This window comes from Neoluteolibacter marinus (assembly GCF_014904755.1).
GTDB classification, from domain to species: Bacteria; Verrucomicrobiota; Verrucomicrobiia; order Verrucomicrobiales; family Akkermansiaceae; genus Haloferula; species Haloferula marina.
On sequence record NZ_JACZFQ010000022.1, the window covers coordinates 1 to 23,414 of the forward strand.

The 23,414-nt window shown below is 65.8% G+C and carries 19 protein-coding genes and 1 pseudogene; 16 read left to right on the forward strand and 4 right to left on the reverse strand.

From position 1 onward, the window contains the following. The 10 genes from IG178_RS05865 to IG178_RS05910 form a co-directional block, all read left to right on the forward strand. Window positions 1-656 (forward strand): AAA family ATPase (locus IG178_RS05865; RefSeq protein WP_193211595.1); only part of this gene is annotated, 656 nt, incomplete at its 5' end. Beyond that, window positions 656-1,552, forward strand: coding sequence for a DUF58 domain-containing protein (locus tag IG178_RS05870; RefSeq protein ID WP_193211596.1), 897 nt, complete (start codon window positions 656-658; stop codon window positions 1,550-1,552). The genes IG178_RS05865 and IG178_RS05870, both read left to right, overlap by 1 nt. A gap of 51 nt (window positions 1,553-1,603) precedes the next feature. Next, window positions 1,604-3,586 carry a BatA domain-containing protein gene (locus tag IG178_RS05875; protein ID WP_193211597.1) on the forward strand — a complete coding sequence of 661 codons (1,983 nt, stop codon included), beginning with the start codon at window positions 1,604-1,606 and terminating at the stop codon, window positions 3,584-3,586. Between the two features lie 11 nt (window positions 3,587-3,597). After that, window positions 3,598-5,826, forward strand: coding sequence for a hypothetical protein (locus IG178_RS05880; protein ID WP_193211598.1), 2,229 nt, complete (start codon window positions 3,598-3,600; stop codon window positions 5,824-5,826). A gap of 86 nt (window positions 5,827-5,912) precedes the next feature. Then, window positions 5,913-6,680: a transporter gene (locus IG178_RS05885; protein WP_193211599.1), complete on the forward strand. Its 768-nt coding sequence runs from the start codon at window positions 5,913-5,915 to the stop codon at window positions 6,678-6,680. 66 nt (window positions 6,681-6,746) lie between these two features. After that, entirely contained in the window at window positions 6,747-7,676 is a 930-nt protein-coding gene (locus IG178_RS05890) for a metal ABC transporter substrate-binding protein (protein WP_305067821.1), read from the forward strand. Continuing rightward, complete coding sequence (locus IG178_RS05895; protein WP_193211600.1) at window positions 7,673-8,578, forward strand: metal ABC transporter ATP-binding protein; 906 nt, start codon at window positions 7,673-7,675, stop codon at window positions 8,576-8,578. The genes IG178_RS05890 and IG178_RS05895 overlap by 4 nt, the downstream gene beginning before the upstream one ends. Beyond that, a complete protein-coding gene (locus IG178_RS05900; protein WP_193211601.1) occupies window positions 8,571-9,440 on the forward strand; it encodes a metal ABC transporter permease in 870 nt (289 codons plus the stop codon). Before IG178_RS05895 ends, IG178_RS05900 begins: the two co-directional genes overlap by 8 nt. Then, complete coding sequence (locus IG178_RS05905) at window positions 9,437-10,276, forward strand: metal ABC transporter permease (RefSeq protein WP_193211602.1); 840 nt, start codon at window positions 9,437-9,439, stop codon at window positions 10,274-10,276. Before IG178_RS05900 ends, IG178_RS05905 begins: the two co-directional genes overlap by 4 nt. A 58-nt stretch (window positions 10,277-10,334) precedes the next feature. Continuing rightward, complete coding sequence (locus IG178_RS05910) at window positions 10,335-11,123, forward strand: SDR family oxidoreductase (protein ID WP_193211603.1); 789 nt, start codon at window positions 10,335-10,337, stop codon at window positions 11,121-11,123. A gap of 6 nt (window positions 11,124-11,129) precedes the next feature. Here IG178_RS05910 and IG178_RS25885 read toward each other — a convergent pair whose 3' ends face one another. The 4 genes and pseudogenes from IG178_RS25885 to IG178_RS05925 all read right to left on the reverse strand — a co-directional run bounded on the left by IG178_RS25885 (window position 11,130) and on the right by IG178_RS05925 (window position 13,277). Then, window positions 11,130-11,504: a helix-turn-helix transcriptional regulator gene (locus IG178_RS25885; protein ID WP_343225935.1), complete on the reverse strand. Its 375-nt coding sequence runs from the start codon at window positions 11,502-11,504 to the stop codon at window positions 11,130-11,132. Further along, window positions 11,499-11,765, reverse strand: a pseudogene (locus IG178_RS25890) (substrate-binding domain-containing protein); the annotation flags it as partial. The gene IG178_RS25885 and the pseudogene IG178_RS25890, both read right to left, overlap by 6 nt. A 33-nt stretch (window positions 11,766-11,798) precedes the next feature. Then, the gene (locus tag IG178_RS05920; protein ID WP_226894969.1) at window positions 11,799-12,314 is read right to left on the reverse strand and encodes a type 1 periplasmic-binding domain-containing protein; all 516 of its coding nucleotides are present in this window, start codon (window positions 12,312-12,314) and stop codon (window positions 11,799-11,801) included. A 60-nt stretch (window positions 12,315-12,374) separates the two neighbouring features. Then, window positions 12,375-13,277, reverse strand: coding sequence for a helix-turn-helix transcriptional regulator (locus IG178_RS05925; RefSeq protein WP_193211606.1), 903 nt, complete (start codon window positions 13,275-13,277; stop codon window positions 12,375-12,377). 253 nt (window positions 13,278-13,530) lie between these two features. Between IG178_RS05925 and nagB the strand changes: the two genes are divergently transcribed. The 6 genes from nagB to secA all read left to right on the forward strand — a co-directional run bounded on the left by nagB (window position 13,531) and on the right by secA (window position 22,970). After that, window positions 13,531-14,295: a glucosamine-6-phosphate deaminase gene (gene nagB, locus IG178_RS05930; RefSeq protein ID WP_226894971.1), complete on the forward strand. Its 765-nt coding sequence runs from the start codon at window positions 13,531-13,533 to the stop codon at window positions 14,293-14,295. Between the two features lie 5 nt (window positions 14,296-14,300). Then, window positions 14,301-15,698 carry an ROK family protein gene (locus tag IG178_RS05935; RefSeq protein ID WP_193211608.1) on the forward strand — a complete coding sequence of 466 codons (1,398 nt, stop codon included), beginning with the start codon at window positions 14,301-14,303 and terminating at the stop codon, window positions 15,696-15,698. Next, entirely contained in the window at window positions 15,695-16,549 is an 855-nt protein-coding gene (locus IG178_RS05940) for a PIG-L deacetylase family protein (protein WP_193211609.1), read from the forward strand. Before IG178_RS05935 ends, IG178_RS05940 begins: the two co-directional genes overlap by 4 nt. A gap of 24 nt (window positions 16,550-16,573) precedes the next feature. After that, entirely contained in the window at window positions 16,574-18,421 is a 1,848-nt protein-coding gene (locus IG178_RS05945; protein ID WP_193211610.1) for a sodium:solute symporter family protein, read from the forward strand. Continuing rightward, window positions 18,418-19,536 (forward strand): phosphotransferase enzyme family protein, encoded by a 1,119-nt coding sequence (locus IG178_RS05950; RefSeq protein ID WP_226894973.1) that lies wholly within the window; start codon window positions 18,418-18,420, stop codon window positions 19,534-19,536. The genes IG178_RS05945 and IG178_RS05950 overlap by 4 nt, the downstream gene beginning before the upstream one ends. Before the next feature lie 254 nt (window positions 19,537-19,790). Beyond that, a complete protein-coding gene (gene secA / locus IG178_RS05955; protein ID WP_193211612.1) occupies window positions 19,791-22,970 on the forward strand; it encodes a preprotein translocase subunit SecA in 3,180 nt (1,059 codons plus the stop codon). The last annotated feature ends 444 nt before the right edge of the window (window positions 22,971-23,414 follow it).

The following is a 23,414-nucleotide window of genomic DNA, read 5'->3' on the forward strand; positions in this document are numbered from 1 at the left end:
ACATCGTGCTGGCGGACGAGATCAACCGCGCGCCGGCCAAGACCCAGTCGGCCATGCTCGAAGCGATGCAAGAGCTCAAGGTCACGGTTCTCGGCCGCAGCTACGATCTCAAGCCGCCGTTCTTCGTCCTCGCCACCCAGAACCCGGTGGAGCAGGAGGGCACTTACCCGCTGCCGGAAGCCCAGCTCGACCGCTTCATGTTCCTGATCGAAGTGGATTACCCCAGCTCGGAAGAGGAGAAGCGCATCGCCCGCGAAACCACCGGCACCGCCCGCGCGGTCCTCAACCATCTGCTCGATGGCGAGGCGGTGATGGCCTACCAGCAACTCGTCCGGCGCATCCCGGTGCCCGAGCATCTCTACGACTACGCCGTCTCGATCGTCCGCAAGACCCGCCCCGGAACCCCCGAGTCGCCCGGCTGGATCAAGGACTACGTCGCCTGGGGTGCCGGTCCGCGCGCCGTGCAGTACCTCATCCTCGGGGCGAAGGCCCGCGCCGCCTTGCGCGGCAGCTACATGGCCAGCCTCGAGGACCTCGAAGCCGTCGCCGTCCCGGTTCTCGGCCACCGCGTGATCACCAATTTCGCCGCCGAGTCGCAGGGCATGACGTCCAAGAAAGTCGTCGAGCGTCTGATCGGGGAAATGGCGGACGAGTGATGAAATACGACTTCCTCGACAGCGGCCTGTTGGCCCGGCTCGGCGCGATCCCGCTGGAAACGCGGGTGCCGATGCTCGGCAACGTCGCCGGCAAGCACCGCTCTCCGCACCGCGGGTCGTCGGTCGAATTCGCGGAGTACCGCAAGTACGTCGCCGGGGACGACACCCGCCGCCTCGACTGGAAGGCCTTCGCCCGCTCGGACCGGTTCTACATCAAGGAATTCGAAGCCGACACCAACCTCCGCGCTTACTTCGTCGTCGACGCCTCCGGTTCGATGAAGTTCGCCGGCCAGGGGGAAGCCAAGATCAGCTATGCCAACCGCATCGCGGCCTCGCTGGCGTACCTGTTGGTGAACCAGGGCGATGCCGCCGGACTCTCGGTCTGCACCGAGAAACTCCACCTCGAAATCCCGCCGAGCCGCCGCCCCGCGCACCTCCAGCACATCTTCGACACCCTCGGCAAACTCGAGCCCGCCGGGGAGACCGGCCTGATCCCCGCCCTTCACACCATCGCGGAAAAGATCGGCCAGCGCGCATTGGTGGTGATCCTGTCCGACCTCTTCACCGATCCGCAGGCGTTTTCCGACGCCCTCCAGCACCTCCGCTACCGCAAGCACGACATCTGCGTCTTCCACCTGATGGACCCGCAGGAACTGGGGTTCCAGTTCGATCGGCCCCACCGCTTCGTCGACATGGAAGACGGGACCTCGCTGGTGGTCGAACCGACGCTGATCGCCGACGAATACCAGAGCGCGCTGCGGGATTTCCTCACCGCGGTGAAGAACAAGTGCCACGACGCCGCCGCCGACTACCAACTCGTTCCCACCGACACCCCGCTGGAACCCTTGCTCCGGGATTTCCTGACCGCCCGGCTGCCGAAGAAAGGCCACTCCTAACCCAACCCCGATCTTCGCGCTCCTCCCCGTCCCCGCGGTCCGTTCCTTTCGATGTCCTTCCTGCAACCACTCCTGCTCTGGGGCCTGCTCGCCGCGAGCATTCCGATCATCATCCACCTGCTCAACCGCCGGCGGCACAAGACGGTCATGTGGGCGGCGATGCAGTTCCTGCTCAAAGCAACCCGCGAGTCCCGCGGCAAGAAGCGGCTGCGCCACATTCTCATCCTCACCTGCCGCGCACTTGGCGTGGCGGCCCTGGCCACGGCCGCGGCCCGGCCGTTGATCAGCGGGGTCTTGGGCTGGGGAGGCGGACAGCCGGATCTGGTGGTGCTGATCCTCGACCGCTCGGCCAGCATGGAAGCCACGCCGAAAGGAGGCACGATCCCCCGGCGGGAACTCGCCCTTGAACGCATCCGCGGCGCACTGGCCGACCTCGACGGCACCCGCCTGGTGCTCATCGACAGCGCTTCGGGCGAACCCCAGGACGTTCCGAGCCCGGACGTCCTCGACCGCATTTCGTCGACCGCCGCCACCGACACCGGCGCCGACATTTCCACTCTCGGAGCCCGCGCCGCGGAGTTCCTGCTGGAAACCCCGGGCCGCGCGGAAGTCTGGATCGCCTCCGACCTCCAGGCCACCAACTGGCAGCCGGACAACGACCGCTGGGCATCCGTCCGCGCCTCGCTGGCCGGCCTGCCCCAGCCGCCAAAGCTGAGGGTGCTGATGCTCGGGGGTGAAGCCGCCACCAACCAGTCGATCCGTCTGCTCTCGTCGCGGCGCTCGGGCGACCAGCTGGTGCTCGACATCGAGATCGCCCGCGGCGAGGACTCCGCCGAGATCCTGAGCCTGCCTCTCACCGTCACCCTCAATGGTGTCCGCAGCACCAGCAACGTCACCGTGGCGGGCCAGAATTACCGCTTCCGCAAGTCCCTGCCGATCCCTCCCAACGAGGAGACCGGGTATGGCTGGCTGTCCATCCCCGGCGACGGCAACCTGCGCGACAACGCCGCGTTCTTCGCCTACGGTCCGGCACGACCGGTGAAGAGCCTGCTGGTGGCCCCGCCCGGCGAGGCTGCCGACTACCTCACCATCGCCGCGGCCCCCGGCGGCAAGGACCAGCGCGGCGTCGAGCGGGTCGATCCCGCCCAACTGGGGCAGCTGGACACCGACGGCATCGCCGCGATTTTCTGGGCGGCCCCCTTGCCGGCCGGCGAGACGGCGGAGGCCCTCGAACGGTTCCTCGGCGACGGCGGCGACCTCGTCCTGTTCGCCCCCCGGGAGGAAAGCACGGCGGAATTCCTCGGCATCCGATGGTCGGCGGTCCAGGAGTCCGACGCCGACACCTTCTTCATCCTCGATTCGTGGGATCACGACGACGGTTTGCTCCGCGACGGCCTCGACGGCACCCCGATCCCGGCCGACCGGATGAAGGCAGTGAAGCGCCGGCTGCCAGAAGGCGAAGCGGCCATCCTCGCCCGCTGGGACGACGGCAAGCCCTTCCTTGTCCGCCGCGTGATGGACCGGGGCACCGCGTGGTTCGTCGGTTCGCAGCCCGACTACACCTGGTCGAACCTGGCCGATGCCGACGTCCTGTTGCCCGTGACCCAGCGTTCGATCGCGGACGGCGCCGAGCGCTTCGACGCCGGCTACCTCGCGACCCTCGGCAGCCGCGCCGCGCAACCGCGGGCCGGCGAGGCCCGCAGCCGTCTCGACGATTACGGTGCTCCTGCATCTGCCAATGAACCTTACGAAGCCGGCATCCACCGCTTCGGCGAGCGCATCCTCGCGCTCAACCGACCCGCCGGGGAAGACGACCTCGAGATCCTTTCGCGGGAGCGTCTGAACGATGTCCTCGACGGCACCGGCTTCACCTTGCTCGAGGACCGCGGCACCTCCGCCAACGACCAGGTCTCCCGCGACGTCTGGCGCGGCTTCCTGATCGCCATGCTTTGCTTCCTGGTCGCCGAGGCGCTGCTGTGCCTGCCGAAAAAGCAGCCCGCCGGGACCTTCGAAAGCCGCCCGTCCAACGCCTGATCCCACCCGTTTTGTCGTTCCAATTCCACAACCTCCATTTCTCCCCCACCCCGGCGACGCTCGCGGTCGGCGTGGTGGCGCTGGTGCTCGTCGCCGGCCTCTGCGTGCTGTCGTGGAAGCGCAGCCCCCATCCGCGCCGGACCGCCCTGCTCGAGTCCCTGCGGATGCTTTGTACGCTGCTTGTCGTACTTTTGCTGTGGAAGCCGGAATGGCTGACCCAGCTCAATCCCGAAACCAAGCCGAGGATCGCCATCCTGTGGGACGCGTCGAAGTCGATGGAAACCCTCGACGCCGAGCTGCCCCAGCTCTTCTCGCCGCAAGGCGAAGTGGTCTCGCGGGCCGAGTGGACCCGCCATGCCCTCGACAGCTCCCTCTGGGACCCGCTTCGGGACGACGGGGCGAACGAACTCTTCGATCGTTCCTTCGGCGAGCCCCCGGCGGATCCATCGGAAGCGGCGCTCGCGGGCACCGACTTGTCAGCTCCGCTCGTCGACCTGCTGCAGAACGAAACCAACCTGCGTGCGGCGGTGCTGCTTTCCGACGGCGATTTCAACACCGGGGAACCTCCCGTGGTCGCCGCCCAGAAGATGCTCCAGCGCGGGGTGCCGCTATTCACCATCCCGGTCGGCAGCAAGAAGCGCCTGCCCGACCTCGACCTGCTTGCGGTGACCGCCCCCGCCTATGGGATCGTCGGCGAGAACGTGCAGATCCCCTTCACCATCCGCTCCTCGCTCGACCGCGAGGTGCGCACCATCGTCCGCCTGCGCGACGACGCGGGCCACGAGAAGACCAAGGAGATCACCCTGTCGCCCGGGAACCCGACCTACGACACCATCCTGTGGCGGATCGAACGGGAAGGCTCGGCGATGCTCGAGCTCTCCATCCCGGTGGCGGACGGCGAGCGCATCGAGTCGAACAACTCCCGCAAGTTCACCCTTTCCGGCCGCCCGGAATCGATCCAGGTGCTGGTGATCGAATCGCTGCCCCGCTGGGAGTACCGCTACCTCCGCAACGCCCTGTCCCGCGATCCCGGGGTGAAGCTTTCCTGCCTGCTGTTCCACCCCCAGCTCGGCAAGGGCGACGGGCCGGACTACGTCCAGGAGTTCCCGTTGAAGCCCGAGGAGCTCTCGAAGTACGACGTCATTTTCCTCGGCGACGTCGGGGTCGCCCCCGACCAGCTGACCAAGGAGCAATGCGAACTGTTGCGCGGCCTGGTCGAGAGCCAGGCCAGCGGGATCGTTTTCCTGCCCGGTCCGCAGGGCAACCAGTTCACCTTGCTGGACACCGCGCTCGGCGACCTGATGCCGGTGATCCTCGATCCGGAAAACAAGGGCGGCTTCAACGATCCGGTCGCCGCGCCATTGAGCCTGACCGGCGAAGGCCGCGGCTCGCTGCTGACGATGCTTGCCGACTCCGAGGAAGCGAACCCGGACGTCTGGCGCAGTTTGCCCGGTTTCCACTGGCATGCGCCGGTGATCAAGTCGAAGGGCGGCACCGAAGTCCTTGCGGTGAACTCCAACCGCCGCGGCCGCTTCGGGCCGGTGCCGATCATCGTCACCAAGGCCGCCGGCAACGGCAAGGTGCTGTTCATGGGCATGGACTCCGCCTGGCGCTGGCGGCGCGGCGTGGAGGACAAGTATCACTACCGCTTCTGGGGCCAGGTCGCCCGCTGGATGTCCTACCAGCGCAACATGGCCGCAGGCGAACGGGTGCGGCTCTATTTCACCCCGGAGCGGCCGGTGCCCGGGGACGTTGTGACGCTCAACGCGAACGCGTTCGACCCCAACGGCGCGCCGCTCGAAGAAGGCGTGGTTTACGTCGATGCCACGGCGCCCGACGGCAGGAAAGAACGCCTCGGCCTGGAAAAGAACGACACCGCCTGGGGCGCCTACTCCGGACGACTGAAAATCGACCTGCCGGGCGAGTGGACCCTGCGCGCCTCGATCGACGAAACTGGAGCCGAGCCGATTGAAACCAAGTTGCTCGCCCAAGGTGTCGAACTCGAACAACAAGGCCAGCCCGCCCGCCCGGAGGTGCTGGAGGAAATGTCCCGCATCACCAAGGGCCGCATGATTTCCCCGGAACAGCTTCCCGATCTGATCAAGGAGATCGAGGCCCTGCCCGAGCCGCGACCGATCGAGAACCGCCTGCCGCTGTGGTCCCACTGGGCCACCGTCGCCGTCGTCGTGCTCCTGCTCGGCATCTTCTGGACCGGCCGGAAGCTGAACGGCGCGTTCTGACGCCACACACTCCTGTTTTCGCCAGCTGCCGACTTCGATTTTAGCATTGGACATCTTTTTTAGCCTTGGCTAATTCCGGCCGCGACATGACTCCATACTCACTTCCGCTCCCCACCCGCCTACTTGCTCTCATCGCGACCGTCCCCTTGGCGGCCGCGGCCGACCTCCGCCCCTTGAGCACCGACCGGCCCGACGTCACGGAAAGTCCTCACACCGTGGATGCCGGACACCTCCAGTTCGAAATGGAGATTGCCAACTGGTCCAAGGATGGCCGGGAACGCGATCTCACGCTCGGCGAGCTCAACGCCAAAATCGGCCTCACCTCGTCCACGGATGTCCAGCTGGTGCTGCCCTTCTACCAACACCAGCGCCACGGCGACGATGGCTTTGGCGACATCCAGATCCGCGTGAAGCATAACCTGTGGGGCAACGACGACGGCCCGACCGCGCTGGCGGTGATGCCCTTCATCCAGTTGCCCACCGCCGATGACAGCCTCGGCAGCGGCGAGTTCGAGGGCGGCGTGATCGTGCCCTTCGGATTCGAAGGACCTGCCGGCTGGAGCTTCGGGACCCAGGCCGAACTCGACCTCGTCGCCGCGGACCATGGCGGTCACCAGCTTGCCTTCCTCGCCTCGGCCACCGCCAGCCATTCGATCACCGAGTGCACCGGCGGCTTCGTCGAAATGGTCGGGATTGCCAGCACCTCGGGAGGCGACGATTTCGAGGCCTACTTCAACACCGGCCTGACCTGGCTGGTCACGCCGACCCTTCAATTCGACGGCGGTGTCCGCGTCGGACTCACTTCCGCCTCGGTTGATTTCAGCCCCTTCGTCGGTGTGAGTGCAAAGTTTTGATCCGAAACTTAGCCTCATCTAATATTCTACACGGAACCGAACATGATCCTTGCCAAACCCGCTGACATGAAATCCTGTCTAGCCATGCCCCATCGCGTCCTGCTGTTCGCCATCGGCCTGCTGGCCGTGTTATCCGCCGGATGCAGCGGACCGAAGGAATCATCCCCCTCCGGAAAGAAGCGCGTGGTGACCAGTTTCACCATCATCGCCGACATGGCCCGCGAGGTCGCCGGAGACGCCGCCGAGGTGGAATCGATCACCAGGCCCGGGGCCGAGATCCACGGCTACCAGCCGACGCCGAAGGACATCGTCAAGGCCCAGCAGGCCGACCTGGTGCTGTGGAACGGCATGAACCTGGAGCTCTGGTTCGAGAAGTTCTTCCAGAACGTCAAGGACGTGCCCGGCGTGGTCCTCACCGAGGGCATCGAGCCGATGGGCATCAGCGAGGGCCCCTACACCGGAAAGCCGAACCCGCATGCGTGGATGTCCCCCGCGAATGCCGCGATCTACGTCGAGAACATCCGCAAGGCCCTGGTGGGCATCGATCCGGAGAACGAGCCGACCTACAATGCGAACGCCGCCGCATACATCGCCAAGATCAAGGCGCTGGATGAGCCGGTCCGTGAGAAGCTCGCGGCCATTCCCGCCGGCCAACGCTGGCTGGTCACCAGCGAAGGTGCCTTTTCCTACCTCTGCGCCAACTACGACCTCCGTCCGCTTTACCTGTGGCCGATCAATGCCGACGGCCAGGGCACCCCGCAGCAGGTGCGCAAGGTCATCGACGGCGTGCGCGCCAACGAGATCCCGGTGGTGTTTTCCGAAAGCACCGTCAGCGACAAGCCCGCCCGCCAGGTCGCCCAGGAAACCGGCGCCCGCTACGGCGGGGTGCTGTATGTTGACTCACTGACCGGCCCGGATGGCCCGGCTCCTTCTTACCTGAAGCTGTTGGAAGCCAACGCCGACACCATCGTGAGAGGATTCCTGAACACCCCATGAGCGGGAACGACGAGATGCCGAGCCTCGATGTCGAGGGCGTGTCGGTGGCCTATCCCAACGGCCACCTGGCGCTGCACGACGCCACCTTCCACCTGGCCAGCGGCACCATCTGCGCGCTGGTCGGCGTCAATGGCAGCGGCAAGTCGACCTTGTTCAAGAGCATCATGGGTTTCGTCAGCCCGTCGGCCGGCAGCGTGAAGATCAACGGCGAACCTGTGCGCGGCGCGCTCAAGCAGCACCTCGTCGCCTACGTCCCGCAAGCCGAGGAGGTCGACTGGCAGTTCCCGGTCAGCGTCTGGGACGTCACCATGATGGGCCGCTACGGCGAGATGAATTTCCTCCGCATCCCGCGGGCGATCGACAAGCGGAAGGTCGAGGAAAGCCTGCGCCGCGTCTCGATGTGGGACTTCAAGGACCGCCAGATCGGCGAGTTGAGCGGCGGCCAGAAGAAGCGCGTCTTCCTCGCGCGGGCGCTGGCCCAGGGCGGCCGGGTGATCCTGCTCGACGAACCCTTCACCGGCGTCGACGTGAAGACCGAGGAAGCCATCATCGAGCTGCTGCGGGAATTGCGTGCGGCCGGCTGCATCATCTTCGTCTCCACCCACAACCTCGGCAGCGTCCCCGAATTCTGCGACCAGGTGGTGCTCATCAACCGCACCGTGCTCGCCTACGGCCCGACCGCGGATGTCTTCACCGAGCAGAACCTGTCGCTGGCCTTCGGCGGGGTGCTGCGACAGTTCCAGTTCGACCAGTCGACCGTCCAGGAGCACGACGGCCGGACCATCCGCGTGCTCACCGACGACGAGCGCCCGCTGGTGTTCGGCAAGGACGGCCACCTCGAGTACACGAACCGCAAGGAGCACGAGGAACTCCTCAAACAGCGCTCGGAGGAGCATGAGTGATTTCTTCCAAGCCCTGCTCGTCCCGCTGCACTACGACTACATGCTGCGCGCCATGTGGGTCAGCGCGCTGGTGGGCGGGACCTGCGGTTTCCTTTCCTCCTTCGTCACACTCAAGGGCTGGTCGCTGATGGGCGACGCGCTTTCCCACGCCGTCGTTCCCGGCGTGGCCACGGCTTACATCCTCGGACTGCCCTTTGCGCTTGGTGCCTTCGCCGCCGGACTGCTGGCGGCAGGCACCATGGCGCTGGTGAAAACCAAGAGCCGGATCCGCGAGGACGCGACCATCGGCATCGTCTTCACCGCCTACTTCGCCCTCGGCCTGCTGCTCATTTCCCTCAACCGCTCTCACGTCGACCTGACCACCATCCTACTGGGCAACATCCTCGGCATTTCCGATGGAGACATCCTCCAGGTGCTCTGGATCAGCGCCGTCACGCTGCTGGTGCTGGGCTTCAAGTGGAAGGACCTGATGCTGTTCTGCTTCGACTCCAACCAGGCCCGCACCCTCGGCCTGCGCCCGGCGCTGTTGCATGTCGTCCTGCTCTCCCTGCTCGCCGCCACCGCCGTCGCCGCCCTGCAGGCGGTCGGCGCCTGCCTGGTCGTCGCCATGCTGGTGACCCCGGGGGCCACCGCCTACCTGCTCACCGACCGCTTCGGCCGGATGCTCTGGCTTTCCGCCGGAATGGGCGTCGTCACCTCGCTGGTCGGAGCCTACGCCAGCTACTTTTTCAACGGGGCCACCGGCGGCTGCATCGTCACCCTCCAGATGCTGCTGTTCCTCACCGCCTTCGTCTTCGCGCCGAAGCACGGCATCATCGCGTCGAAACGCCGCATCCGCGCCAGCGCCACCCCCATGCCATGAGCGGATTCCTCGAGCCACTCCACTACGAGTTCATGCGCGACGCCCTGCTCGTCGGGCTGGTGGTATCGACGATGTGCGCGGTGCTTTCCTGCTTCCTCGTTCTGAAAGGCTGGTCGCTGATGGGCGACGCCGTTTCCCATGCCGTCCTGCCGGGGATCGTGATCGCCTACTGGGCCGCCGTCCCGCTGGCCGTCGGAGCCTTCCTCGCCGGCCTGTTCTGCGCGGTCAGCAGCGGCTTCATCAAACAGAACAGCCGGATCAAGGAGGACGCGGCGATGGGCGTGGTCTTCACCGGATTGTTCGCCTTCGGGCTGGTCCTGTTCAGCAAGACCGAGTCCGACATGCACCTCGACCACATCCTGGTCGGCAACATCCTCGGTGTGACCAAGTCCCAGCTGTGGCAAACCCTCGGCCTGGGCGGCCTGATTCTGGCGGTGACCCTGACCCTGCGCCGCGACCTGCTGCTGATCTGCTTCGACCCCGGCCAGGCGCGGGTGATGGCCCTGCCGGACAAGTTCCTCAACTACCTGCTGCTCGCCCTGCTGTCGCTGGCGATCGTCGCCTCGCTCCAGGCCGTCGGCATCATCCTGGTGGTGGCTATGCTGGTCACCCCGGGCAGCATCGCCCAGCTCTGGACCGACCGCTTCGACCGAATGCTGCTGGTCGCCGTGGCCGCCGCCGCCGGCTCGACGCTCGCCGGAATCTTCACGAGCTTCCACATCGCCGGCGACACCGGGGCCTGCATCGTCCTGGTGCAGGCGCTGCTGTTCTTCGGGTCGCTGTTGTTCGCGCCGAAATACGGCATCTTCCGGCGCAAGGCCGCGGCCGGTGCATGACACCGCCCGGCGGCTCATTCCGCTTGCCGCCGCAGCCTCCCCCGCCGAATCTCCGCGCATGCAAACCGCCGCCTTTTTCAAAGACCTGTTCGGACTCGAGGGACAAACCGCCGTGGTGATCGGCGGCACCGGTGAACTTTGCGGCTGCATGGCCGCCGGCCTGGCCCACGCCGGCGCCGAAGTCGTCCTCGTCGGACGCATCCGCGAGAAGGCCGAGCGCAAGCTGGCCGAGATCGAGGAGTTCGGCGGCAAGGGCTATTTCATGCCCGCCGACGTGACCTCGCGGGAGTCGCTGCAGGAACTCGTCGACCAGGTCGTCGAGCGCTCCGGTCGCATCGACATCCTGATCAACGGCGCCGGCATCAATGCCCCGACCCCGTTCCTCGAGATCGAGGAGGAGGAATTCAAGCGCATCATCGACACCAACCTGACCGCCGTGTTCCGCACCTGCCAGGTCTTCGGCAAGTACTTCATCGACGAGGCCATCCCGGCGTCGATCATCAACCTCGGCTCGATGTCCGGGTTGATCCCGCTGTCGCGCGTCTTCACCTACTCCGCCAGCAAGGCCGCGGTGCACAACCTTTCCAAGAACCTCGCCCGCGAGTGGGCCGAGTACTCGATCCGCGTCAACACGCTCGTCCCCGGCTTCTTCCCGGCCGAACAAAACCGCAAGGTGCTGGATGAAAGCCGCGTGCTCGACATCCTCCGGCAGACCCCGATGAGCCGCTTCGGTGCGCCCGACGACCTGATCGGCGCGACCCTCCTGCTCGCCTCGAACCGGGCCGGCGCCTTCATCACCGGTACCGAGATGGTCGTCGACGGCGGCTTCAACGCGATGAAGATCTGAGGCCGGTCACTTGGCACCGTTGCCCGGCACGCGGTGCGCCGCACGGTATTCCGACGGTCCGATGCCACCGGTGTGCCGGGTGAAAAAGTTGAAGAAGTTCGGCGCGGAGGAGAATCCGCAGCGCTTGCCGATGACCGAAATCTCAAGGTCCGTTTCGGACAGGAGTTTCCGGGCGACGGCAAGCCGCTGCTCGCGGACGAAGCGCGGGATTTCGATGCCGTAGACCTCGGCAAAGCGGCTGCGCAGGGTCTTGGAGGAGCACCGGGCGACGTGCGCCAGTTCTTGCACCGTGACGCCTTCCAGCGCGTGGCGGTCCAGGTGACGCTTCGCCCGCTCGATGTCGGGATCCAGCGAGCGGCCGCCGGTACTGGCCCGGATCACGATTTCGCGGCACGGGATCAAACGCCGCCAGGGATCCGGCGGATTTCCGTCGATCCATTCGCCCAGCAAGCCCGCGGCCGTGAATCCCACCTCATGGCCCGGGATGACGACGGACGACAAGGCGGGACGCCCCGTCCGGCCGATCACCCGGTCGCCATGTCCGAGAATCGCGATCTCACCCGGAACGTCCAAGCCCTTGACGGTCGCCGCCTCACACAGCACCGAAGCGCAATAGTCGTCCTCCGCCAGGAGCCCGACCGGCTTCGGGCAATCATCGAGAAAGGAGCCAAGGCCCTAGATTCGCGCACTCTCGAGCACCCACTCCGGGTGGTTCTTTGAAGCCGGATCGCCGAGGTCAAACTGCACCCACTGCAGGCCGGCCTCCAGCACCGCGGCGCGCATGTTCGCGACGCGGGGCACCAGCACGCCACCGGATTGGATTCCGAATCCGGCGTAGCCCGCGATCTCGAGGCCAAGGTCCGCGAAATGCCGGATCGCGAGCCGGCTGGTCGAGTCACGGTCAAACGACACCGCCGCCAACCCCGCACGATCGTCCCCGGCACTCTGCCAGATCCCGCAGTCGATCACCGGCAGCTTGGCGAGCGCCTCGTGGGGCCAGGATTCCCCTGCCGGTGTCAGCCAGGTGATCGCGCCGTCAAGATGCCGCAGGAAACGGGCGCCGAGCTGCTGCCGGGTCGGATCGAGTTCGATCACCCGCCACCCGGGGTGCTGGTCGACCCAGTCGAGGACCCCGTCCCGGATCGCACGGGAGAACTCGAAAAACATGGGCAAGATCAGGCCGACGTTCATCCCGGCGATGCTCCCTGTTGGCCGTCGGGAGATCAATCCCCCATCGCCGCGGTGGGTTGCTCATGCTTTCCGGCCGTCGCGCCCGGCCTGGCGGCGGAACTCGCCCGGCCCGGTCCCGGCGTGGGCGAGGAACGCGCGGTGAAAGCTCGCCGTCGACTGGTAGCCGCAGCGGTCGGCGATCTCGGAAAGCGACAGGTCGCTTGAAACCAGCAGTCCGACGGCGCGGCGGATGCGGTAGTTCCGCAAATAAGTCCCCAGCGGGACACCGAACTGGTCGAGGAAGCGCTGCCTCAGGTGACGCTCCGAAATGGACAGCTTGACCGCCAGCGGACCGACCCGCAGGTCCTCGGGCGGCAGTTTCTCCAGGCACCCCTGCAGGCGCTGCCACAGGGACGAGTACTTCCGCGCCGGGATGATCCGGGCGTTGTTCTCCGCCCGGTTGACGCGGTCGCACCAACGGCACAACAGCTGGGCGAGCTCGAAGTTCATCGCGTCGCCCTGGCCGGCCCCTTCGCCCTTGCTGAAGCGCGCGACCATCGACGCGAACACCGCGAGATCCTCGTCCGCGAGTTTCACCGTCCGCTGCCGCAGCGGCGCCAGCCGCTCGGACTCGCGGGTTTCGAAGGTGACGAAAAACCACAGCAGCGACGGCTTCTCGAGTTGGACGAAGTGATGGTAGGACTGCGGGAACACCAGGTGGGCCTGGCCGGGACCGAGAACGAAGGGGACGCCATCCACCGACAAGGTGCCGACGGTCTCAAAGCACACCACCAGCACGAAGCGGCGGTGGAGATGGGACTCGGCGCTCCGCCGCTGCAGGTCGCTCGCATCCTTGCGGGAGAACAGCAGGATGTCGTCCAAGGCGCAGGCATGGATGCGGCTGCGTCCCTTGAAGTAGTCGGCCGGCGAGGCCAGCACCGGCAATCGCACGATCGCCTCGCGGAGTGGCTGCGGCAGGTCCATGAACGAACTTTGAAATCAGCGCTCCGAGTTCAAGGAGATTCGCCCGTCCAGCGCCCCCGGAAACTTCTGGTTATCAGTGCCTCGCTCCGATAAAGCGAAGGAATCCCATTGGCTTTCAATGAAATCCGCCGATCGACCGGGCCGCGCATCATTTCACCGGAATAATCATTTTTTTCACCGCTAAAGGTAACCGCGATTCACCGAATAGGCCTACAAAAGAGTCATCAAACACGACTTTCCTACCGCTTTCATGATGATTTCGCACCCTCCCCGGATCGAAGTCAGCGCCTCTTCCGACGCGGCCAGCAAGAAGCTTGCCGCACGGATCGCCGCCGCCATCCGCCATCGTGAGACAGAGGGCGGGCACTATGTGCTCGGCCTTGCCACCGGCTCCACCCCCATCCCGCTCTACCGCGAGCTGATCCGCCTCCACCGCGAGGAAGGCCTGAGCTTCCGGAATGTCATCGGCTTCAACCTCGACGAATACCTCGGCATCCCGGCCGATGATCCGAACAGCTTCCGGACCTTCATGTTCGAGCAGCTTTTCGATCACATCGACCTGCCAGTGCCGAACATCCACATCCCGGATGGCACGATCGAGACCGGGGAAATCGAGTCCTACTGCGCGGGCTACGAAGCGGCGATTGCCGCTGCCGGTGGAATCGACCTGCAGATCCTCGGCATCGGCCGCAGCGGTCACATCGGTTTCAATGAACCGCCCTCGCCCGCCGACAGCCGGACCCGGCGGGTGACCCTCGACCCGGTGACCCGCGAGGATGCCGCCGCCACTTTCGGCGGCCTCGGGAATGTCCCGGTGGAAGCCATCACCATGGGCGTCGGGACGATCCTCGAGGCCCGCGAGATCGCGATGATGGCCTGGGGAGCCGGCAAAGCCGCCATCGTCGCCAAGGCTCTCCGTGAAACCCCTTCTCCTGCCTTGCCCGCAAGCCTCCTCCAGAACCACGGCAACGTCACCATCATCCTCGATGACGCCGCCGCCACCTACCTCGACCGATGATTGCGATGTTTCCCCCTCTTGAACGCAGCTCGATTTTTGTCCCCGAGCTCGACCCGGAATTCCGTCCGGCCTCGCTGTGGTGCCGCGACTTCGACGACCGCTGCCGTCTCCACGGCAGCCGGGACGTCGCCATCCGCCTGACCCGCCCCGACGGCACCTTCACCACCCACCGTGAAACGCTCCTGCCGCCGGCACCCGAGTGGCGCGAGCTCAACCTCCGCCACCTCGAAAGGATCATCAAGTTCCTGCTGTGGGCCCGCGGCGGCAACCGCGTGTCGATCGCCGGTGCCCCGGAACTTTGCGAGGACCTGCGCCAAATCTACTCCAAGCGCGGCGCCCGCGCCTTCGACGCGGACTTCATCCGCAAGGTCTTCTCCGCCGAACTCGTGATCGAGGCCGCCGCGTCACTTCCCGATCACACGGACGGCCCATCCGGAGCGTCGGGCGCCCGCGGCGTCGAAGGCTGCCGCATCGGTTTCGACCTCGGCGGCTCCGACCGCAAGTGCGCCGCCTTGATCGACGGCAAGGTGGTGTTTTCCGAGGAAATCGCCTGGGACCCCTACTTCGAGAAGGATCCCGCCTACCACTTCGACGGCATCATGGACAGCCTCCGCCGGGCCGCCGCGCACCTGCCGCGGATCGATGCCATCGGCGGGTCCGCCGCCGGCGTCTATGTCAACAACCGGGTCCGGGTCGCGTCACTGTTCCGCGGCGTTCCCGAGGAAATGTTCAAGTCGCGCGTCGAGGAGATGTTCCTCGACATCGCCCGCGAGTGGAACGACGTGCCGCTGAAGGTGGTCAACGACGGCGACGTCACCGCCCTGGCCGGATCGATGTCGCTCGGCAGCGGGGGCGTGCTCGGCATCGCGATGGGCACCAGCACCGCCGCCGGTTACGTCGATGCCTCCGGATCGGTCACCAACTGGCTCTCCGAGCTGGCCTTCGTGCCGGTCGACTACCGCGACCAGGCCCCGGCCGACGAGTGGTCCGGCGACCGCGGCTGTTCGGTGCAGTATTTCAGCCAGCAAGGCGTCTCGCGGCTGATTCCCGCCGCCGGCCTGGACATCGACACGAACCAACCCCAGCGCGAGCAGCTGGTCGAGGTCCAGCAAGCGATGGCCGCCGGCGACGAGCGCGCCGCCGCCCTCTACCGCACCTTGGGGACCTGCTTCGGCTACGCCATCCCCCACTACGCCCGCTTCTACGACATCAAGCACCTGCTCCTGCTCGGCCGGGTGCTCAGCGGGGAAGGCGGCGAAATCCTCCTCGACCAGGCCCGCACGGTCCTACGTGAGGAATTCCCCACGCTTTCCGCCGGGATCGAGATCAGCACGCCGGACGAAACCATGAAGCGCCACGGCCAGGCGATCGCCGCGGCAAGCCTGCCCGTTATCCCGTCATGAGCCTCTCTCTCCATCACCCGGGAGCCGACCTCTTCGTCCCCGACCGAGCCCCGGCCGAGGACGCCCTGGCACGCACCACCCACCTCGCGATCGGCGCCCATCAGGACGACCTCGAATTCTTCGCCTACCATGGCATCGAGGCCTGCTACCGCCGCGACGACCGCTGGTTCACCGGCGTCACCTGCACCGACGGCGGCGGCAGTTCTCGCGTCGGCCCCTACGGCGCGTTCAGCGACGACGAAATGCGGGCCATCCGCGCCGACGAGCAGCGCAAGGCGGCGACGGTCGGCGAGTACGCCGCGATGATCCAGCTCGGCTACCCGAGTTCCGCCATCAAGGACCCCGCCGACGCCCGGCCGGTCGAAGACCTCCTCGCCATCCTCCAGGCCACCCGGCCGGAGGTCGTCTATCTTCACAACCCCGCCGACAAGCACGACACCCACATCGCCGTGCTGCTCCGCTGCATCGCTGCCCTGCGCCGGCTGCCCGCCGACCAGCGCCCGAAACAAGCCTGGGGCTGCGAGATCTGGCGCGGGCTCGACTGGCTGCTCGACGAGGACAAGGGCGTCCTCCCGGTCAGCGCCCGCCCGAACCTCCAGGCAGCGCTCAACGGCATCTTCGATTCCCAGATCACCGGCGGCAAACGCTACGACCTCGCCGTGATGGGACGGCGACTCGCCAACGCCACCTTTTACGAGTCCCACGCCTCGGACACCGAGACCGGCCTCTCCTGGGCCATGGATCTCACCCCGCTGCTACAGGACGAGTCGCTCGACATCGCCACCTACACCACCGGCTACGTCGACCGCCTCAAAGCCGACATCCAGCAACGGATCCACAAGTTCCTTTGACCCTTCATTCCCGGAAAACACCTCATGCACCTGCAAACCATCGACTGGGCGATCATCGGCGTCTTCTTCGTCATCGTCCTGTCCATCGGCTTCGTCGCCTCCCGCACCGCCGGCAAAAGCACCTCGGAATTCTTCCTCGGCGGACGCGGCATGCCGTGGTGGCTGCTGGGGATCTCGATGGTGGCCTGCACCTTCTCGGCCGACACGCCGAACCTGGTCACCGGCATGGTGCGTGAAAACGGCGTCGCCAAGAACTGGGCGTGGTGGGCCTTCCTCATCACCGGCATGGTGACGGTCTTCATCTACGCGAAGCTGTGGCGCCGCTCCGAGGTGATGACCGACCTCGAGTACTACGAACTCCGTTATCACGGCAAGGCGGCCGCCTTCCTGCGCGGCTTCCGCTCGGTCTTCCTGGGCCTGTTCTTCAACCTGCTCATCATGGCCACGGTGACGCTGGCCATCATCAAGTACGGCCAGATCCTGTTCGCGGTCCCCGCCTGGCAATGCGTCTTCTTCGGCTCCATCGGGGTGGTCATCTATGCCACCCTCGGCGGTCTCAAGGGCGTCATCTGGGCCGACTTCTTCCAGTACTCGATCGCCATGTTCGGCGCGGTCTACGCCGCCTACATCGCCGTCCAGCAGCCCGAGGTGCAGGCCATCGGCGGCCTCGCGGGAATGCTCGGCCCCGACTCTCCGATCGCCGACAAGCTGGCCATCTTCCCCGATCCCGGCGACCTCTCGCTGCTGATCTCCATGCTGATCATCCCGGTCGCCGTGCAATGGTGGGCGGTCTGGTATCCCGGCGCCGAGCCGGGCGGCGGCGGTTACATCGCCCAGCGCATGCTCTCGGCCAAGGACGAGAAGAACGCGATCGGCGCGACCCTGCTGTTCAACTTCATGCACTACGCGATCCGGCCGTGGCCGTGGATCATCGTCGCCCTCGCCTCGCTGCTGGTCTTTCCAGAACTCGACGACATCCGCCAGGCTTTCCCGGGCATCAGCCAGGAGTACCTCGCCCATGACGTCGCCTACCCCGCGATGATCTCGAAGCTTGGCCCCGGCGTGCTGGGCATCGTCATCGCCTCGATCATCGCCGCCTACATGTCGACGATCGGCACCCACCTCAACTGGGGCTCCTCCTACCTCGTCAACGACTTCTACAGCCGCTTCGTCAAGAAGGACGCCAGTCAGAAGCACCTCGTCGCCGTCGGCCGCCTGTGCACGGTGGTGCTGATGATCGGCGCGGGCTTCCTTGCGCTCCAGCTCAAGAGCGCCACCCAGGCCTTCGACCTGCTGCTGCTCTCCGGCGCCGGCACCGGCTCCATCTACCTGCTGCGCTGGTTCTGGTGGCGGATCAACGCCATCACCGAGATCGTCGCGATGGTCGGCGCCATCCTGATCGGTTTCGTCCTGGTGTTCCTGGTCAATGCCGACTCGCTCGCCCTCAACTTCGGCGGCACCGCGGATGCCCCCGCCGTCTCGCTCGACGGCGGCACCGTGAGGCTGCTGCTCGCCGTCGCCCTCAACACCGTGGTCTGGCTGACCACCGCGCTCGTCACCAAGCCGGAGAACAAGGAGACGCTCTACCAGTTCTACACCAAGACCAAGCCCGGCGGTCCCGGCTGGGCCAAGCTGCGGAAGATGGCCGAGGCCGACGGCGTCGACATCGAGGGCAGCAGCAAGGGCAAGCCCTGGGAGCTTCCCTACGAGATCCTCTGCGTCTTCATCGGCACCCTGATGGTCTATTGCTGCCTCTTCTGCATCGGCAACTTCGTCTACGGCAACTCGCTCGCCGGCAGTGTGCTCGGCGCCATCGCCATCGGCTCCTGCTTCGCCCTCTTCAAACTATTCGGAAAAACCCGCGCCCGTTGAGCGCCACCGATCACCCGTTCATGCACGATCTCCAGAAAATCTCCGAGGCCTTCCTGATCCCCGCCGATTTCAGCTCGGCGGCACCCTACGGAAGCGGTCACATCAACGACACCTACGCGGTCAACTTCAACCAGGCCGGGACCGAGGTCCGCTACATCTTCCAGCGCATCAACCACCGCGTTTTCCCGAACCCGGGGAAGCTGATGGAGAACATCGAGCGGGTCTGCGCGCACACCCGCTCCAAGCTCGCCGGCCCGGACGCCTCGCGGCGGGCGCTCAGCCTGGTGCCCACCCGATCCCTGAAAAACTGGCACGTCGACGGCGAGGACCACTGGCGCTGCTACCTCTTCATCGAAAAGGCGCGGACCTACGACGCCATCGAGAACGTCGGCCAGGCCAGCGAGGCCGCCCGCGCCTTCGGCCGCTTCCAGGGACTGCTCGCCGACATTCCCGGCGGCCGCCTGTTCGAGACCATCCCCGACTTCCACCACACCCGCAAGCGCTTCGAAGCCCTGGTCCGGGCCTATGAGGCCGACACCCGGGGCCGCGCTTCGGCCGTGGCCGACGAAATGGCCTTCGTGCTCAAGCGCGAGGCCGAGACCAGCCTGATCGTCGACGCCATCGCCGATGGCCGGATTCCCGAGCGGATCACCCACAACGACACCAAGCTCAACAACGTCATGATCGACGACGCCACCGGCGAGGGGGTGTGCGTCATCGACCTCGACACCGTGATGCCGGGCACCGCCCTCAGCGACTTCGGCGACATGATCCGCACCGCCACCAACCCGGAGCGCGAGGACTCGACCCACCTGTCGAAGATCCACATGCGGATCGAGTACTTCGAGGCGATCGCCCGCGGCTACCTGGAGGGCACCGCCGAATTCCTGACCGATGCCGAGCGGGAACTGCTTCCGCTTTCGGGCAAGCTCATGACCCTCGAGTGCGGGATGCGCTTCCTGACCGATTTCCTGCAGGGTGACACCTACTTCAAGATTCACCGCGAGGGGCACAACCTCGACCGCTGCCGCTCCCAGTTCCGGCTGGTGGAGTCGATCGAAAGTCAGATGGATGACATGCGGGAGCGCATCGACGACATGGTCGCCGTGTCGTGAAAGAATCGCGTCATGCCGCCGGCCGAGCCTGCAGCCCCCGGGACCGCCGGATCGGGGCCGGCGGACACCGCTGAGGCGGCGAAACCCGGGCACGGACGCCTTTTCCGGCGCCAACCAGCCGCGCGGGTCGCGAATCCGCCCCGTGGCGTTCCAATCTTGACCGGGGAACACGCCGCCGTGCCGCTTGCACCCCGCGTTATTCGGGTGTATGGCGTCCGCCCCGGCCGCAACCCGGCTCCTTACCTTACGTTCAAATGATCAAGTGGATCCTCCAGAAAATCGTCGGCTCGAAGAATCAGCGCGAATTGCGCCGGATCCGGCCGACTGTCGAGCGCATCAATGAAATCGAGGAGGCCCTGCAGCGCGAGCCGGAGGAAAAGCTGCGGGAAATGACCAAGGCCTGGCAGGCCCACCTCGCCCGCTACCACGTCCTCAAGGTCGCCACCAAGCCCCAGCTCGAGCGCATGGACGCCGAAGGGCTGGCGGAAGCGGCCGAATACATGCGCGGCCGCCTCGCCCCCCTGCGCGAAGACTTCCCGAATCTCCCTGCCACCGTCGAGGCCACCGCCGAGTCGGTCGAAGCCGCGAAGACCGCCTTCCACGAGATCGAGCAGGATTTCATCCCGCTGCGCGCCAAGTACCTCGAGCAGATCCTCCCCGAAGCCTACGCCGTGGTGAAGAACGGCGCCCGCCGGATGTGCGGGTCCAAGATCTCGGTCTGCGACCAGGAGCTCGGCTGGGAAATGGTTCATTTCGACGTCCAGCTGGTCGGCGGCATCGCCTTGCACCGCGGCATGATCGCGGAAATGATGACCGGGGAAGGCAAGACCCTCGTCGCCACCCTGCCGACCTATCTCAACGCCCTCACCGGCCTGGGGGTCCACGTCATCACCGTCAACGACTACCTCGCCCGCCGCGACTCGGAGTGGATGGGTTCCCTCTTCAAGTTCCTCGGCCTTACCATCGGCTGCATCCAGAACCAGATGCCGCCGTGGGAACGCCGCCAGCACTACGCCTGCGACATTACCTACGGGACGAACTCCGAGTTCGGCTTTGACTACCTGCGTGACAACGGCATGGCTTCGTCCAAGGACGAGCAGGTCCAGCACGGCCACTATTTCGCGGTCATCGACGAGGTCGACTCGATCCTCATCGACGAAGCCCGCACGCCGCTGATCATTTCCGGCCCGTCCAGCGTCTCGAGCCACCAGTTCGACCGCTACAAGCCGATGGTCGAGCAGATCGTCCGAAAGCAGACCGAGCTCTGCAACCAGCTCGTCAGCGAGGCGAAGAAGGCGCAGGAGGAGGGCAACATGGAGGAAGCCGGCCGCGCGCTCTTCAAGGTCAAGCTCGGCCAGCCCCGCAACCGCCAGCTGATGCGGATGATGGAGGAGCCGGAAATCCGCCGCCTGCTCGAGAAGACCGAGCTTTCCTTCTATCAGGACGCCCAGAAGAAGGAGCTGTTCGCGCTGAAGGAGGAACTCTACTTCACCCTCGACGAGAAGAGCCACGACTCCGACCTGATGGAGAAAGGCCGCGAGTTCCTCTCCCCCGGCGACCCGGACGCTTTCGTCCTTCCCGACATCGGCACCCTCTTCGCCGACCTCGAGGCCGACTTCTCGCTCAACGACGAGCAGCGCGCCATCCGCAAGGAGCAGCTCCAGCAGAAGCTCGATAGCCAGGCGGAGAAGATGCACAACATCTCCCAGCTCCTGAAGGCCTACTGCGTCTACGAAAAGGACGTCCAGTACGTGGTCAAGGAAGGCAAGGTCATCATCGTCGACGAGAACACCGGCCGTGAGATGCCCGGCCGCCGCTGGTCCGACGGCCTCCACCAGGCGGTCGAGGCCAAGGAAGGCGTCGCCATCGAGAAGGAGACCCAGACCTTCGCGACCATCACCATCCAGAACTACTTCCGCCTCTACGAGAAGCTCGGGGGCATGACCGGCACCGCCGAAACGGAAGCCGCCGAGTTCGCCGACATCTACAAGCTCGACGTCCTGCCGATCCCGACCAACCGGCCGAACCAGCGCGAGGACCTCAACGACCAGGTCTTCAAGACCCGCCGCGAGAAGTACAACGCGGTCATCAAGAAGATCGAGGAAGCCCACGCCAAGGGCCAGCCGGTCCTCGTCGGCACCGCATCCGTGGAAGCCTCGGAGACGGTTTCGCGCATGCTCAAGCGCGCCAAGATCCCGGCCACCGTCCTCAACGCCAAGTATCACCGCCAGGAGGCCGAGATCATCGCCAACGCCGGCCAGCGCGGCGCGGTCACCGTTTCCACCAACATGGCGGGCCGCGGCACCGACATCAAGCTGGGTGCAGGCGTCGCCGAGGTTGGCGGCCTGTTCGTCATCGGCACCGAGCGCTACGAGTCGCGCCGCGTCGACCGCCAGCTGCGCGGCCGCTGCGCCCGCCAGGGCGACCCGGGCCTCAGCCAGTTCTATATCTCGTTTGAGGACGACCTGATGCGGAACTTCGCCGCGGCAGACCGGATGACCTCCATGATGGAGCGCTTCGGCATGCAGGAGGGCGAGGCCCTCGAGCACTCGTGGCTCAACAAGTCGGTGGAAACCGCCCAGAAGCGCGTCGAGCAGCGCAATTACACCTGGCGCAAGCGGGTGCTGGAGTTCGACGACGTGATGAACAAGCAGCGCGAGGTCGTCTACGGCTATCGCAACGAGGTGCTCTCCACCGAGGACCCGCGCGAGCTGGTCGACGAGATCATCGAAAAGACCATCCCGCAGAAGGTCGAGGAGTTCCTGGCCGACCGCGACGAGGCGAATCCCGACTACAACGAGCTGATTCACTGGGTGAACGCCACCCTGCCGATCCACGTCACCCCGGAAGACATTACCTCGAAGTCGGCGGAACAGATCGCCAACTTCCTGATGACCCGGGTCAAGGAGACCTATCAGAAGCGCGTCGACGGCTTGCCGCCCGAGATCCTCGATACCGAGGAGCGCCGCATGATGCTCGCCGCCATCGACCGCCAGTGGCAGGCCCACCTCTACAACATGGACGCCCTGCGGGAAGGCGTCCACCTCCGCGCCCAGGGCCAGAAGGACCCCTTGGTCGAGTACAAGGTCGAGGCCTACGAGCTGTTCTCCGCGCTGATGGCCAACATCGAGCAGGAGGCACTTCAGAACCTGTTCCGCTCCGCCAGCAACCTCGAGGCGATCCTCAAGCAACTCCACGGCGCCCCGCAGGCGCTGCACAGCAGCGAGCAACCGGTTTCGCGCGCCAACGTCGCCACCACCGGCAGCTCCAGCAATGTCCTGGTGGAAGACACCGGCGACGGCGAGATCAAGCTGAACCTGCCCAAGCGGCGTCCGCCGAGCTTCAATATCGGCGACTCCAGCGGCGGCCGCAATGCCCCCTGCCCCTGCGGCTCCGGCAAGAAGTTCAAGCAGTGCTGCGGGAAAGAGGGCTAAGCCCTCGATCCCTTCGGGTTTCCTGTCCAAAAGATCTCCGCCTCTGGCCTGAACCGCAGAGGCAAGTTCCGGGATAGCCGAGTCATCTCTGAATCACTGAAAATGGGTGGAAGGACAACCTTCCGCCCATTTTCGCGTCTGCGCATGCGACCTGCGACCCGGATCAATTGATGGCGGGCACTTCCTAACGAGGGGAGGATGAAATCGCTGGCACCCTGACCGAACAGCCGTTGTTTCGGGCTCATAAAACCGGACCGTTCCGATTCAAGAATTCTTGGGCAAGGCACGTCATCGCCACCCGGAGCCCTTTAACCAGCAAGGCATCGACGGCGCGGAACTACTGCTCAACGGGTGGCACCTATGAACATGGGTGGAGCGAAAGTTTCGAGGGGCCCCACCTGATGCTAAATACACTCGACGAAACACCTCCGAGATCCGGGGGCC